General features: G+C 66.8%; 11 protein-coding genes, 1 tRNA gene and 1 pseudogene. 9 read left to right on the plus strand and 4 right to left on the minus strand.

The window, feature by feature from the left end:
- The first annotated feature begins 15 nt into the window (after nt 1-15).
- The 3 genes from BUE37_RS15055 (at nt 16) to BUE37_RS15065 (ending at nt 1,711) form a co-directional block, all read left to right on the plus strand.
- Entirely contained in the window at nt 16-864 is an 849-nt protein-coding gene (locus tag BUE37_RS15055; RefSeq protein WP_139253001.1) for a hypothetical protein, read from the plus strand.
- Nucleotides 865-1,173: 309 nt separating this feature from the next.
- Nucleotides 1,174-1,605 carry a DUF6508 domain-containing protein gene (locus BUE37_RS15060; RefSeq protein ID WP_073421122.1) on the plus strand — a complete coding sequence of 144 codons (432 nt, stop codon included), beginning with the start codon at nt 1,174-1,176 and terminating at the stop codon, nt 1,603-1,605.
- A 33-nt stretch (nt 1,606-1,638) separates the two neighbouring features.
- Nucleotides 1,639-1,711 (plus strand) — tRNA-Lys (locus BUE37_RS15065).
- 218 nt (nt 1,712-1,929) lie between these two features.
- Here BUE37_RS15065 and BUE37_RS24995 read toward each other — a convergent pair.
- The 4 genes and pseudogenes from BUE37_RS24995 to BUE37_RS15085 all read right to left on the minus strand — a co-directional run.
- A pseudogene (locus tag BUE37_RS24995) lies at nt 1,930-2,094 on the minus strand (tyrosine-type recombinase/integrase); the annotation flags it as partial.
- Nucleotides 2,025-2,741, minus strand: coding sequence for a tyrosine-type recombinase/integrase (locus tag BUE37_RS25000; RefSeq protein WP_425432420.1), 717 nt, complete (start codon nt 2,739-2,741; stop codon nt 2,025-2,027). The pseudogene BUE37_RS24995 and the gene BUE37_RS25000, both read right to left, overlap by 70 nt.
- An 89-nt stretch (nt 2,742-2,830) precedes the next feature.
- On the minus strand, nt 2,831-3,400 hold the full coding sequence (locus tag BUE37_RS15080; protein WP_139253002.1) for a hypothetical protein: 570 nt from the start codon (nt 3,398-3,400) through the stop codon (nt 2,831-2,833).
- Nucleotide 3,401: 1 nt separating this feature from the next.
- Nucleotides 3,402-4,097: a PDDEXK-like family protein gene (locus BUE37_RS15085; RefSeq protein ID WP_073421127.1), complete on the minus strand. Its 696-nt coding sequence runs from the start codon at nt 4,095-4,097 to the stop codon at nt 3,402-3,404.
- 526 nt (nt 4,098-4,623) lie between these two features.
- Between BUE37_RS15085 and BUE37_RS15090 the strand changes: the two genes are divergently transcribed.
- From BUE37_RS15090 to BUE37_RS15115, 6 genes are all read left to right on the plus strand, one after another.
- Nucleotides 4,624-5,877 (plus strand): cysteine desulfurase family protein, encoded by a 1,254-nt coding sequence (locus BUE37_RS15090; RefSeq protein WP_083628719.1) that lies wholly within the window; start codon nt 4,624-4,626, stop codon nt 5,875-5,877.
- Nucleotides 5,874-6,818 (plus strand): DUF4007 family protein, encoded by a 945-nt coding sequence (locus BUE37_RS15095; RefSeq protein ID WP_073421129.1) that lies wholly within the window; start codon nt 5,874-5,876, stop codon nt 6,816-6,818. Before BUE37_RS15090 ends, BUE37_RS15095 begins: the two co-directional genes overlap by 4 nt.
- Nucleotides 6,815-10,366, plus strand: coding sequence for a hypothetical protein (locus BUE37_RS15100; protein ID WP_073421130.1), 3,552 nt, complete (start codon nt 6,815-6,817; stop codon nt 10,364-10,366). Before BUE37_RS15095 ends, BUE37_RS15100 begins: the two co-directional genes overlap by 4 nt.
- Nucleotides 10,359-11,216, plus strand: coding sequence for a phosphoadenosine phosphosulfate reductase domain-containing protein (locus BUE37_RS15105; protein ID WP_073421132.1), 858 nt, complete (start codon nt 10,359-10,361; stop codon nt 11,214-11,216). The genes BUE37_RS15100 and BUE37_RS15105 overlap by 8 nt, the downstream gene beginning before the upstream one ends.
- Nucleotides 11,217-11,278: 62 nt before the next feature.
- A complete protein-coding gene (locus BUE37_RS15110; protein WP_073421134.1) occupies nt 11,279-13,639 on the plus strand; it encodes a DUF262 domain-containing protein in 2,361 nt (786 codons plus the stop codon).
- Between the two features lie 333 nt (nt 13,640-13,972).
- Entirely contained in the window at nt 13,973-14,449 is a 477-nt protein-coding gene (locus tag BUE37_RS15115; protein ID WP_073421136.1) for a hypothetical protein, read from the plus strand.
- The last annotated feature ends 63 nt before the right edge of the window (nt 14,450-14,512 follow it).

Below are 14,512 nucleotides of genomic sequence, written 5' to 3' on the forward strand. Positions count from 1 at the left end.
CCCTACCCTGCGCGCATGAGGCGGACGGCGGCCGGGCTGGTCCTGCTGCTGTGCGCGGGGTGCGGCGGCGCCCCGGCGGCCTCGTCGTCGATGTCGGCGTCCTCGTCCGCCACCCTCTCCCCGGGGCCTGCGGTGCCCGCCGTCGAGGGGATTGAGGCCCAGGCGGTGGAGCTGCGCACCGACGCGGCGGTCGGCGGGCAGGTGCAGGTGCGGGTGACCGACACCGGCGCCGGGCCGTTCACCGTCACCTCGGTCGCCATCGACTCACCCGGCTTCGCGGCGCTGCCCGACCGGCCGGTGGAGGCCGCCTTCGTGCCGGGCCGCGTCATCGACCTGCCGGCGCCGTACGGGGACGCCGTCTGTGGCTCCGCCGCGGAGCCCGCGGCCGCGCGGCTGACCGTCGTCCGGCCCGACGGGAGCAGCGAGGTGCTGCGGGTGCCGCTCGCGGCGGCGGACCTGGCCCGCATCCACGCCGACACGTGCGCGGCGGAGGCGGCGCTCGCCGTCGCCGGGGTGACGGTGACGGGGCTGGCGCTCGACGGCGACGCCGTGACCGGGACGCTGGCGCTGACCCGCGGGGGCGACGACGGGCGGGCGGTGACGCTGACCCGGCTGGACGGCAACGTGCTGTACGACGTCGCGGCGGACCTCCCGGCGACGCTGGGGGAAGGCGAGGACGCGCGGGAGGTGGCGCTGGAGTTCACGACGGCGCGCTGCGACCCCCACGCGCTGGCCGAGACCAAGCAGCCGTACCTGTTCGTGCTCGGCGTGCAGGTGGACGGCGAGGACGAGGTCACCGTCGACCTGCCGCTGGACCAGGCGCAGCGCGACGAGCTGTTCGCGCTGACCGGGAGCGCCTGCTGACCCCTCACATGGGACCGGTCCGGCCGCGCCCGGGGGGAACGGGGCGGCCGGACCGGGGTCTGGCGTGCGGGCGCGCTGTCGGCGCCGCACTGGTCATGACCGTAGGTAGTCGAGGGCGGGGGCCACGATCCCCTGAACGGGTGGACCCGCCCGTCCGGGTGGCGACGCCGGTCACGCGGGGTTCCGCGGGAGCGTCTGCGGGCACCCCGGGCGGGTGTTCCTCTTCTTCTCCAACCGGTTCGGCTGCCTCGGCTCGCTGCTCATCTCGGCGGTGCTGACGATCGTGGTCCTGCTGGTGCTCGACGTGCTGTGAGCGCCGCACCGGACGACGCCGCGGTGCTGGCCGGGTTGGCATCGGCATCCCGCGAGGCCCGTGCGGAGCTGGCGGCGGCGGTCGCGGCGGTGGAGGAGGCGTCCGGGCCGCTGGTGGAGTGGCGCGGCGGGGAGCGGCAGGCCGGCGGCGCGATCACCATGCCGTGGGCCGCCTACGCGGAGCCCGTGTCGGCCCTGCTGGGTGCGCTGGGCCGGGCGGGCGCGGTGCCGGTCTTCGACTGGATGCGCTGGGACGGCGCGCGCCGCTACCGCACGGCCGGCGACGTGGCCGCCGCTCCGCTGGCCGACGTCGCCCGCCTGGTGACGACGATCGTCCGCGGCGATCGGTTCGCCGAGGGGACGGTCGCCGCAGCGCTGGAGGACGGCCGGCTGCTCGCGGCGGCGCGGCGGGTCCGGGACGGCCGGTGACCGCCGGCGCGGTCTGGGAGACTCGGCCGTGCCGGGCCTCTAGCTCAACTGGCAGAGCAGCGGACTTTTAATCCGCGGGTTGTGGGTTCGATCCCCACGGGGCCCACCGTGCTGACCAGCACTTTCGTTGGGGGCGTCGGAGGCGCATGCGTCCACAGGCTGTGCTGTGGTCGCATTCTGGTCGCGTGCCGTCCCGGCGGCGGTTTCGAAGGCCTTCTCCAGTGCAGCCGCCATGGCGTCCGACGCGGTCCGTGCGGTGTCCTCCGACAGGTGGCCGTAGGTGTCGACCGTGATGCCGATCGAGGAGTGCCGGAGCATCTTCGACACGATCGCCATGGGCACGCCCGCGGCGAGCATCAGCGACGCCGCGCCGTGGCGGAGGTCATGGAGTCGAACCTGGCGCAGGCCCACGGCCTTGGTCAGGGCGACGAAGTGGCGCGTGACGTACTCCGGCCGCAGTGGGGTGCCGTTCTCCCGGGCGAAGACCAGGTCGTGCGCCTCGTAGGCGTCGCCCCAGCTCTGCCGGTCGAGGTCCTGGCCGAGCCGGACCTGCAGCAGTGCCTGGCGGCGCGCTCGGTCAGTGGCACCGCCGCCTCCGATGAGCGGGTCTTGGGTGTGGAGAACTGCAGCCGGCCGCCGACGTCGACGATGGTCTGACGGATTCGCGCTGTGCGATTGGTGAGGTCCAGGTCGCCCCAGCGCAGTCCGAGCGCCTCGCCGCGGCGGAGGCCGCATGCGGCGATGACCTCGAACAGGGGGCCGAGGCGGTCGGTCTCGGCGTACCTGAGGAACGCAGCGAGCTCGTCCGCAGACCAGGGCTGCACCTCGGGGCGGGTGCCGTTGGGTGGGGTGACGTTGCTGGCCACGTTGAAGGGCAGCCGGCGTGTCTTCACCCCGTAGCTGAGTGCCGACCGGAGCGTCGCGTGGATGCGCCTGATGGTCACCGGACCGCGCCCGGCGGCCGCATCGATCAGCAGCTGCTCAATGTGCCCAGCACGCAGTCGCTCGATCGGCACGTGTCCGATGGCCGGGACGATGACGTTGTCGACGTGCGCCCGGTAAGAGCGCTGCTCATGTCGGGATGAGATGGGCAAGCAACTCGATAGTGCTGCTGGCAAGGCCCTCGCCGACGTCACAGGGCGGTGGACCTGTGCGCCGCCCTGAAGTGCAGGAAGCCCCGAGCCGATCTGGCCGGGGCTTCTCTGCTGTGGGGCATCGGCCGCCTTCAGCGGCGACCGCGACTCACCGGCTGACGGATGAGGTCGTCAATCACCGTGTGAAGCGAGCGCCAAGCGGTCTGACAGACCCCCAAGCACTGGTCCACGAACTGTGTCATCTCACTGACGTCGGGCGCTGGGGAGACGTAGCCCCAGACCGGGAAGTAGTCCTCGCGTGGCGCGGTCAGTCCGATGCTTCGAGCCGTCTGCAGGCACCGGTCGCGGGTCGCGCGCGTCTGCGCGGCCGGGGCGGTCGCTTCGGGGCCGACATGCACGGCGACGTACGGCCAGGGCGTACTGGTCGTGGGATTAAGCAGCCAGGTGCTGTGCCAACCGAGGATGATCGAGAGGTCCCACCCGTCGTCTTCCCACGCGGTCTTGCGCAGCCCGATCCGCGACCACTGGGACTCCTCCTCCACGAGCGAAACCTCGTCCGTGCCCGCACTGGCCCATAGCCGATCGCCGAGCCCCCAGAACGCCGGGATCAGCGCCTGCCGGGCAACGTCCCGGAGGGCAGCCCACTCCTCAATGGCAGTGCGGTGCCGGAAGTAGAACGCCGCCTTCTCATCGATCGTCATGTCATCCCCCATGAAACTCGTTCAGGGTCTCGAGGAGGTCCAGCACCCCGGGAGCAGGCTCCCGTCCGGGTGGCAGTCGCAAGATCGCCCCCTCGACGAACCCGACGACGTGGGACCAACGGAGCGGAACCCACTGCCCCTGGTTCTCGCCCGCGCTCCGCGGTAGCCGGCCATCGCGGGTCAGGAAGACCAGGGTGGGGTCCTCCTCGGACCACTCGTCGGCCAGCCGAGCGCATTGGTCACGCTGTTCGTCGGCCCAGACCTTGGCCTCGAGCAGGAGGGTTGCCCCGGGCAGGCGGACGATCATGTCAGCGCGAGTGTCGTTGCGGGTCTCCTCGCGAACGATCCGAACCGGGTGGAGGGCGGTGGCCGGGAGCTGCAGGTGCGTGACCAGGCCTTCGAGGACGAGGTCACCGAGCCGGTGATGCCCCTCCGGCTCGAGTAGCCAGGCGAGTGCGGCAGTGAGGTCGAGTTCGCTGTGCTGTCGGCCGAGAGCCTCGAGCAACGTACGAGGTCCACCGAGCCAGCGACCGGTCGACCGAAGGCCGGCCATCTCGCTCACCATCGCTTCCAGCAGGGCCGACCAGCGCGCGATCGTGACGCGTTCGGGGTCCGACGCTCCACCGACCGCGGCGTACCACTCAGTCAGCATGCTGGCGAGCTCATGCTCCCAGCCGTTCAACTGCTCGGCGTTCACCCTGGCGGAAGCAGACGGCGACAGGGGAGCGTGAGGGGTTGCCGGGTGGCCGCTTCGCGTTGCACAGCGCACCTAGCCTCCCACCATCGGCTACTTGAACCCTGTCGACACCCCGCCCTCGGCGAGCGCCATGGCCCGTGCCCGGGTCCACGACCTAGCCTTGGATGGCGCTCAGCCTCATCGATCGACCCGGCGAGAGGGCCGTCGAGCCGTCACACCCTGCACGGGTGGCAGCGAGTCGAAGGCTGGGCCGGGGAGCGCTCAGGCCGCCGCCTGACAGCAGGGAGCCACGACTCACGCCGGGACCTGACGCGGTCGTCAGCGTGTGAGCCATACAACCCCCGGGCTGCAGTCGAAGGGATCGAGCGTGCGGCCCAGCGTGTTGCACCCCGCCACTTGTCAGTACGGGCGCTTACGGTCGTGCCATGCCCCCTCGCCACAATCCAGGCGCGCCTGGATGGACGTTTCGTAGCGCCGAACTCTGGCTCGGGCCTGCGGTCGGGGGCACCCTCGGGTCCATCCGCAGTTGGAGTACCTCGACGCGTACGGACTCAGCTCGGCCTGGCAGCCCAGCATGACTCGTCCGATCTACCTCGACGCCGCCGCCAGTACCCCGTTGGACCCTGTCGTCCTGGAGGCGATGAGGCCAGTACTGCAGGAAGGGTATGGCAACCCCAGCAGTAGCCATTGGGCTGGCCGTCGGGCTCAACGGCTCGTCGAACGGGCCCGGGAACAGGTAGCGGCAATCGCCTCCGGCCGTCCCTCCGGCGTCATCTTCACGAGTGGGGCGACGGAGGCCAACAACCTCGCTCTTCATGGGCTACTAGCGAGCGCCGAGGGCAAGCGGCGTTCGGTGGTCAGCTGCGTCACCGAGCACCCCGCAGTCCTCGAGCCGCTCAGAGCTCTCGCCGCGCGTGGAATCCCGGTACGGCTCGTGGGTGTGGATGAGGACGGGCGGCTCGACCTCGATGAGCTAGTCGCCGCCGTCAACGAAACGACATTGCTTGTCACCGTGATGGCCGCCAACAACGAAACGGGCGTGTTGACCGACCTTGCTACCGTCTGCGAGGTCGCGCATTCAGCAGGTGCCTTGGTGCACAGCGACGCGAGTCAGATCCTTGCATGGGGAGCGCTGCCTGGCGATCACCAGATGGACCTCGTCACGGTCAGCGGTCATAAGATGCACGGCCCTCAGGGGATCGGCGCGCTAGTGGCCGGCCGGACCGCTCTACAGTTGCTTCGACCCGTCACCCATGGGGGAGGGCAAGAGCGAGGGCTGCGCAGCGGAACGCTCAATGTTGCAGGCGCTGTCGGCCTCGGGGCCGCGGCGGAGTTGGCCACAGAGACTGGTCAGATCGCCGCAGGAGCCGTGCAAGCCCAACGGGATGCGTTACTCGCCGGCCTGCAGGCGCAGCTGCCAGTGGCTCTGCTCAACGGGCATGTGCAACACCGCCTACCCGGCATCCTGAACGTGGCCGTCGGCGATGCCGGAGACGAGGTCGAGGCTGACGCCGTGCTGGCGCACATGCCCACACTTGCTGCGGCCACGGGCAGTGCATGCAGCAGCGGAGCGCCAGGACACTCCCATGTGCTCTCTGCAATGGGGCTCCCGGTACAACGAGTCCGCTCGTCCCTACGTTTCAGCTTGAGCCGGCTGAGCGACCCCGAAACAGTGCCGGCGGCACTCCCGCTGATTATCGATGCAGTGCGGGAGGTTCGAACGCGCATGCACAGTAACGATCCGCAAGTCGACATGCACGAAGGAATGCTGAACCGATGAGTGGCACGCTGCTTGACGCAGCCGCGCGACCTGTATTCGCCCGTCATGAGACGTTCCCGCTGCGCTTCGGCTGGCTGAGGAAGGCCTACACCGAAACCCAGCGCGACCCCATGGTCTTCACGCAAGCCGACGCCACTGTGCAACTTGGCGTCGGCAAGAACATGGTCAACGCCATCCGGTACTGGGCACAGGCCTACAAGGTGCTAGAGGAGCAACACAACCCGCAGCGACCCCGGGTACCCCAGCTGGTCCCCACCGCCTTCGGTCGGCGGCTCCTCGATGACGAGTACGGCTGGGATCCGTGGCTGGAGACACCAGCCAGCCTGTGGCTGTTGCACTGGCAGCTCCTCGCTCCCCCCAGTCTCGCCCCCGCTTGGTGGGTGGCGTTCCACCTGTTCGCTCCCCAGCAATTCGAAGAAACCCAGCTGATCGAGCATGTAATCGAGCTCAGTGCGGCGGCTGGTTGGCGCACTGTCATGGAATCATCGATCAAGAAGGACGTGGATTGCCTACTGCGCACGTTCGCATTGCGCCGCCAGGGTCGTCAGACGATGGACGACCTCCTCGACTGCCCGGCTCGTGAGCTCGGGCTCATCGAGCTCGCCGCCGGCGAGAGTCGATCCTGGCGTTTCGTTCTGGGCGCCAAGCCCTCCCTGCCGGCAGCCGTCGTTGGCTATGCCTGTCTCGACTACTTGGCCACCAGGTCGCCTGGCGAGCAGAGCATCAGTCTCGCTCGACTGACGTCTGACCCCGGTAGCCCGGGACTGGCCTTCCGCTTGCCCGAGTCGGTGCTGCACGAAGCGCTGCTTCAACTAGCTGCGACCGAGCCAGGATTGCATATCATAGAACCGGCTGGCCTTCGCCAGCTTGTGATCGACGCGCCAGTCAGCGACCTCGCCGAGTCGCTGCTCGACCGCCATTACTCTCGGGCCCAGTCATGAGCCCGACCAAGACCGCTCAGTCCTCTGTCCTCGCTGACCAGCTCCGCCCCCGACAGAGCTACCTGCGGGCCACCAACATCGAGCAGCACACCGACCTGCAGATCGACTACATCCCGACCGGTCGCGCGCTGGACGTCCTCAATCGGATCACCCGTGCTCTAGGTCAGCCCGTCAGTGGGCGCGCGTGGTCCTTGACGGGTCCCTACGGGGCTGGCAAGTCCTCCTTCGCGCTGTACCTGCACACGATCCTCGGTCCGGCCAGCCCCCTGCGGGACGACGTCGACCAGGTCCTCGGCGCTGCGGACCCGACGTTGATGCGCGCCCTGCAGGACCAGCGCAGCGGCGCAGGTGCCTCCACGAGCGGATTCGTCCGAGTCGCCACCACATGCCAGTCCGAGCCTGTCAGCGCCAGCTTGCTGCGCGCCCTACACCGCGGAGTGACAGACCACTGGCCGCGTGAGGTCCCAGGCCCAGTTGAACAGGCACTTGCCGAGGCCAGCCGCATGCCGACCGCCCGTAGCCTCACGGCTGTCGTCGACGCCATCGCCGAACACGCCCCCGTACTGATCCTCCTGGACGAGTTCGGGAAGGCGGTAGAGCACTTCGCCGCATCGACCACTCGGGGCCCCGCAGCCGACCTCTTCGTATTGCAGGAGTTAGCCGAGCACACTGCGCGCTCTAGCGCACACCCCATTGTGCTGCTTACGCTGCAGCACCTCGCCTTCGACGACTACATGCGCGGAGTATCCCTGGCGCAGCGCCGGGAGTGGGGGAAAGTCGCCGGCCGGTTCGAGGACGTGCCATTCCTCGAGACGACCGAACAGTCGTTCCGCCTGATTGCTGGTGCTCTCGACGACTCGAGCGCCAGTGAAGGCTTCTCGGCCCGGAGGAGTCAGTGGGGCCAACTGGCGGAGCGGCGGCTTCGCGAACTCGGGCTTGCCAGCCGGCTCCCTGGCGGAGCCGAGACCCTGCAGCGGTGCTATCCCTTGCACCCTGTGGCGTTGCTGGCACTCCCAGGCCTTTGCGCCCAGCTCGGACAGCACGGGCGCACCCTCTTCACCTTCCTCAGCGGTGCGGAGCCGCACAGCGTCGCTGAGTTCCTTGCTACGACGGCAATGCCCGAAGGGGGGGAACCGCTGCCGACCGTCGATCTCCCCCGACTCTTCGACTTCTTCGCAGGGCCCGGGCAATCGCTGGCCGCCTCCACTCCTCGTTGGCTGGAGATCGACGTCCGCATCCGCGAAGCAGCTGGCCTGCCCCCTGAGGACCTTGCGTGTCTCAAGGCTGTAGGCCTCCTGAACCTGCTCGGGCAGGCAGGTGGCCTGCGAGCCAGCGCCGACCTCATCGCCTACGCCCTGAGCTCCGCTGACTCGTCGCCGCAGCAACAGTGGCGGACGCGCCTCGCGGACCTTGAGACCCGCGGCTGGCTGACCTACCGCGGCTTCGCCGACGAGTACCGGCTCTGGCAAGGCAGCGACGTCGACCTACGAGGCCGCGTCGCCGACGCCCGGGAGCAGCTGCGCAGCCTCGGAGCAGCCGAACTCCTCACGCGCTTGCATAGCACCGGACCAGTGATTGCCGGCAAGCACAGCCAGCGAGTGGGCATGCTGCGCTATTTCACCCCTAGCTACGCCGACTCCACCACCGGTCATTTGATCGCCCTTGGTCCAAGGGACCCGGCGGATGGGGCTCTCGTCTACTTCCTGGACGATCCTGAGCGTCTGTCCGCGCTCACTGCTACGGCAGACGGCCGGCCCATCCTGGCGGTCACCACGTCAGCGGCTGAGCAGGTGCGGGATGCCGCCATCGAGGCTGCTGCGGCTCTCGCGGTTCTGGATCAGCAGGATGTCCATGCCGACCGGGTTGCTCGTCGAGAGCTGCAAGACCGTGCGGCTGGTGCCCGGCGTCGCCTGACCGCCAGCTTGGAGGAAGCCTTTCGCCCAGGCGCTGCCGGCGTCCAATGGCGGCTGCTCGGCGCTGAGGGACCCAGTGCGCCGCTTCCTGCCGAGCATGGGTTGTCTCGTCTGTTGTCGGATGTGTGTGAACAGGCCTACGGCCACAGTCCTGAAGTCCGCAACGAGATGCTCGGCCGACGTGAGCTCACGAGCCAAGGTGCGAAGGCTCGGCGCAACCTCCTGGAGGCCATGGTCACATCGTCCACTAAGGAGCGCCTAGGCCTCCAAGGCTATGGGCCCGAACGAGCGATGTACGAAGCGCTGTTGCACCACACGCAGTTGCACCGTGCTGGTGACGACGGCGAATGGTCCTTTGGCCCACCCAAGTCCACGGCCGGAAGCTCCTGGGCACCCGCGTGGGGCATTCTGACCATCCTCATCAACAAGGCCACCAGCGAACCAGTGGCCGTCGATACGCTTTATGCCCGGCTCATGGCGCCACCCATAGGTCTCAAGGAAGGACCAATTCCTGTCCTCCTTGCCGCTCTGCTGTTGCACCGGAGCGAGGACGTGGCAATCTATCAGGACGGCACGTACCAGCCCTCCTTGACGATCGACCTCCTAGAGCGGCTGATCAAGACCCCTGGACGCTTCTCGCTCAAGACGTTCAACTTGGTCGGGACCCGCAGCGCGGTACTCGCCGCTGTCGCCGACGCGGTTCCCGGGGCCGTTCCGGCGGTGCGAACCAGAGGCCGAGGTGCGCGCAACACGACTGTCCTGGCCGCGGCTGCACCGCTTCTCAATGTGGCACGGGAGTTGCCCGACTACACCAGGTACACCACCCTGCTCAGCCCATCGGCCGTAACCGTCCGCACCGCGCTCTTCTCGGCACGAGAACCAGATGAACTGCTGTTCTCAGCCCTCCCCGCGGCCTGTGGGCTCGAGCCCTTCAGCCCCGAGACGCGACACCGCACCGACGACGTCACCGCGTTCGGGGAGCGCCTTGGGTCCGCTCTCAAGGAGCTACAGGCGGCCTACGACCAGTTGCTCGTCGCCAATGCAACAGCCCTTGCTGCTGAACTCAGACTTCCGAGTGCTCAGCTTGGCGACGTGGCGCTGTTGAGGGAAGAACTCCGCACGCGCACGGCGTTCCTGAGGGGCAAGGCGCTTGAGCAGAGGCTTCGCACCTTCGCGTTCACGGCCCTTGACGAGCACCTCGACGATCGGAGCTGGCTTGAAGCCCTGTCTCTCGCCATCGGCGAACGACCTCCCGCGGCTTGGCGGGACGAGGACCGAGAACGGTACGCGAGCAACCTGCGTGGTCTCGTCACGGTGTTCCGCCGAGTTCAGGCCCTGCACTTTGATGCCGATCCCCGAAGCGCCGGCGACGGGTTCGCTGCCCGCCGGCTCGTCCTCACCACCCCGGACGGCTCCGAGGCGAGTCGTGTCATGTACGTGGACGACACCACCCGTACGCAGCTTCAACAACTCGCCCAGGACGTGCTTGATCGAGCCGTTGCCCATGCCGGCGAGCAGGGCCGCGAGGGACTGCTGACGCTCCTGGCCGAGCTCGTGCTCGGCGGCTCATCCGATGCCAGGAACGTCGCAACGGAACCTGCACTTCCACACCCGCAAAGGATCGATAATGGCTAATAACCCCACCAGTGCCACGGTCAGTGATGCTCTCGCCGCTCCCAACGCGCGCCACGTACTCGGAATCAGCGGTGGGAAGGACAGTGCAGCGCTTGCCATCTACCTTCGGGACCGGGTGCCAGGACTCGAGTACTTCTTCTGCGACACCGGTGCGGAGTTGCCGGAGACGTACGAGTATCTCCAGAGACTTGAGACCGTGCTCGGCTCTCGCATCGCCCGGCTGAATGCCGATCGCGGTTTTGACCACTGGCTGTGGGTGTATCAAGGAGCGCTTCCCAGTCCCCAAATGCGCTGGTGCACCAAGGCGCTAAAGATCCAGCCCCTAGAGGCCTGGATCGGTGACCAGGAGACCTACTCCTACATCGGAATCCGCGCTGACGAGCACCGAAGCGGGTACATCAGCACCAAGCCGAACATCCATCCGGTCTTCCCCTTCAAGGAGGATGGAGTCACCAAAGAGGGCGTCCTTCAGATCTTGGATGACGCTGGCGTCGGACTTCCTAGTTACTACGAGTGGCGTACGAGGTCTGGCTGCTACTTCTGTTTCTTCCAGCGCAAGGCTGAGTGGGTGGGTCTCGCCGAGCGTCACCCCGACCTGTATGAGCGCGCCATGGAGTATGAGGACAAGCAGGGCTACGAGGCCACTGCCATGCAGGAGCGCCAATACACCTGGAGCCAAGGCGAAAGCCTCCGCGAACTACGCGATCGCGGCGATGAGGTTCGGGCCAAGCACGAGGCGGCCCTTCAGCGGGAGGCCTCTCGCCGTCGAAACCTGCCACTGGTTGAGGTTCTTGGCGATGTCCTGGCCGATGAGGACGACGGTGATGCATGCACCGTCTGTCACGTTTAAGCTGCGGCGTCAACAGATCAGCAGTCCGACAGCCGTACAGCAATCGACTAGATAGGGACACCGTGGCGACCGAGGCCAAGGAAATCTTTGACGCAAATACGAGGAGCCTGAAGGAGCTTCTCTGCCAGAACGGGCTAGGCCTATATATTCCGGCCTATCAGCGGCCATATGGATGGGACAAGGCGAAGGTCTCGCGTCTCATAGACGACACACTGCATGGGCTTGCGGGCTTGGCGTCCTCGCCAGACACATTCACCTTCCTCGGAACCGTTATCACGATCCACGACACGAACTTCGCAACGGTGCACCCCGCCGTGCGAAGCGAGACCCCCTCCAAGGTGCTGACGGTCATCGACGGCCAGCAACGCCTGACCACCCTGCTGGCGCTAACCGCCTGCCTGCATGCTCAAATCCGCGTGAGGCACTGGCGACTCTTCAGGGGCAGCCAGCCGTCAGTGGAGGATGAGGCACTCACGTACCTGCACGATCAAACGCAACAGGTGTTGGCGCCGCTCGCAATGTCCTTTGCGGAGGTGCAGCAGTATGGGGATGTGCGAATCTACCCTCGTATGATCCGCGCCTTTGTCGACCAATGGGCACGAAAGCGGCCGAATAACATCTACGACAGCCCGCTCGCTCACCTGATATTCGACTATGCGACACGTGCGCAGGAGGAGGACGCAAGCGGGACCCGGCCGACTGATTATCGCGCCCGGGTCCGTGACGAGGATGTGTCCGCCGAAGGCGAGGCTGACCTCGTGAGACGCTACGCTGACATGCGGGGGTACTTGAATAGGCTGGCGGCGGGCGAAGCGGGCGCCGAAGACATGGAGGCGCTTCCTCCGCTTGCCGTGCTTGCGGCTGATCCTGGCCTTCAAAGGGCGACTCTAGGGCATGAGATGCCGCTAGCTGCCTCGTCATATTTGCAGGAAGAGCCTGCGACGTCCGCAGCCGAACTCGCCCGGCTGCTGATACTTGCCGCATATGTCCTGAACCGTATCGCTCTTACCGTGGTGCAGGGTAAAGACGAGAACTATGCCTTCACAATCTTTGAGTCCCTCAACACGACTGGGGAGCCGCTGACGGCAATCGAGACTTTCGGTCCGCGCGTCGTGCGAGCGGAGGGGCTCGGCGAGTACTCCTCTTCGCCGGCGCGGGCCTTGTTCGATGACGTGAAGAGCTATGTGGAGGGATTCCGCGCGGGGGATCCTCGACAGAATGCCACGCGCGACTTGCTCGTCGCTTTCGCCTTGGCGGAGACTGGTACCAAACTGTCCAAGCGCCTCGCCGACCAGCGGATGTACTTGAAAGATGAGTTCGAGAGGTACGTGCACAGCCCTCAGGGGCGGTATGAGTTCCTCACGAGCCTTCGGGACACCTCGTCACTGGTGAGGAGTACGTGGGCGGACGCGGCGCAGCCGTTGCCTGACCTACCTGCCGACAGTACGACGGACACTATCCGCCTCTGCATGTCCTTCCTGCGCCAAATGAACCACAGCGTGACGCTGGGACTGATGGCTCGGTACTACTCACGAGCAGTGCGGGCCACAGGGGAGGCGCGCCTAGACGCCGCCCGGGATCTTGAGGCGGTGTTGAAGGCGGTGACGGCTTTCACCGTGCTATGGCGCGGATCTCGGAGGACTACTGGAAACATCGATCAGCAGCATCGCGAGCTTATGATGGGTACGGACAACAGAACCGGGATGCCGCGAATCGCTCGGAGCAAGCGTCGTGCCGAAGATGCCGGGATGTGTCACGAACTGCCGTCTGTGACGGCGCTTCGTGCGGAATTGTCTGCACGGCTCGCGTCGGCCGGTGGAGTCGCGGACCGGGAGCAATGGCTGTCACTTTCAAAGTCGCTGCCGCATTACTCGATCAGCACAACGTTGACACGCTTTATGCTCCTGGCCGCCTATCATGACTCCGTTGAGGACTCGGGGGATCCTGGTCTCCTTCGACAGGGTAGGCCCGACGCCAACCCATGCCTGAACTGGCAGAGCTGGAACAAGTCGGAGCTCATGACTATTGAGCACGTCGCTCCGCAGCAAATGAATAGTCCCGGATGGGCTAGCGAGCTCTACGCGGATAAGGAGCTCGTCGATCGCCTGGGCAATCTGTGCCTGGCGCCTAAGGCGGTCAACAGCAGCTTGGGGATTCGCCCTTGGGCCGAGAAGCGTGTGCTGTATCGAGCCCTAGGATCGCGGACCCACGAGGAGGCCTTGGCCCAGCTTGAGGCCGCTCAGGAGAGGGGCATCACCTTCGTGCAGTCCACTGAGGAGTTGGTCAATGCCTCTCACCACATGCCGCACCTTGTTGCCGTCGGGCAGCGCTCAGAGGAGTGGAACGTCGAGTTTGTGGATGAGAGGACCGAACGGGTTCTCGGTCTCGTGTGGGATCGACTTCGACCCTGGCTTGAGGCGTAGCCAGGGCTAGAAGTTTGGACGGACGCGGGCATCACGTTTTCAGGCGGGCCTAGGTCGTCGGACATGGTTGGAGGCCGCCCAGACCTGCGTCTGGGCGGCCTCCGTGTCTCCGCGCCTCCGGTAGAAGCCCAGCGGCGCCGATGCGGGGTGGATCGCACCTGCCGGCCCGTGCTCGCAGGCGCCGTACGCGTGGACTCCAGGCTCAACGGCAGAGCTGTCTCCGGGCAGCTGGGAGGCAAGCGTCGGTTCGCGCGCCGCGCGGGTGCTGGCCCGCGGATTAGTTATCCCCTGGCGCATGACCTGACCTGCGCTGATGTGGCAGGTGGTCGCGATATGGTCGCGACATCCGACGCCTTGCCGCTTCTCGACCGCGGAGTGCACTGGGGGGAGCAGACTGTCGGCCACCGCGTCGATGCCGCGACAGGTGCTTCATCTGGAGAGAAGGAGAACATGCACACTCGGCCGAACCCCGAGATGCGCCCGGGAGAGTTCGACGCCTCAAGGCTGATCGACGTCCTGCAATCGCGCTTTGGTCTCATTGTCCACGTTGAGTTGCAGTCCGAGTCTGGCGACGAGTTCCTCTGGAGCCAGCCAACTCGCCATGAAGAGGGGCACGGCACGCGATACGCCGCCGTCGCTGGCCCGCTGTACCGGCGGGACGGGGCGTTAATAGCTCAGCGAGCGGATTTCGGCTGGGGAACAGAGGATGAAGACGGACGCGCATCGCGTGCATTGAGCGAACGAGAGACGCTCACCGAGCAGCAGATCGCGGCACAGATTATGCAGTCTGTGCAGGATTGGGCTCCATGACTCGCTCCGGTCGGCGGAGCCTTCGGAAACCCCAACCCAAGCCGGGGAGGAAGCCCTCCCGCC

Origin of the sequence: Geodermatophilus nigrescens (assembly GCF_900129495.1) — a bacterium.
Classification (GTDB): Bacteria; Actinomycetota; Actinomycetes; order Mycobacteriales; family Geodermatophilaceae; genus Geodermatophilus; species Geodermatophilus nigrescens.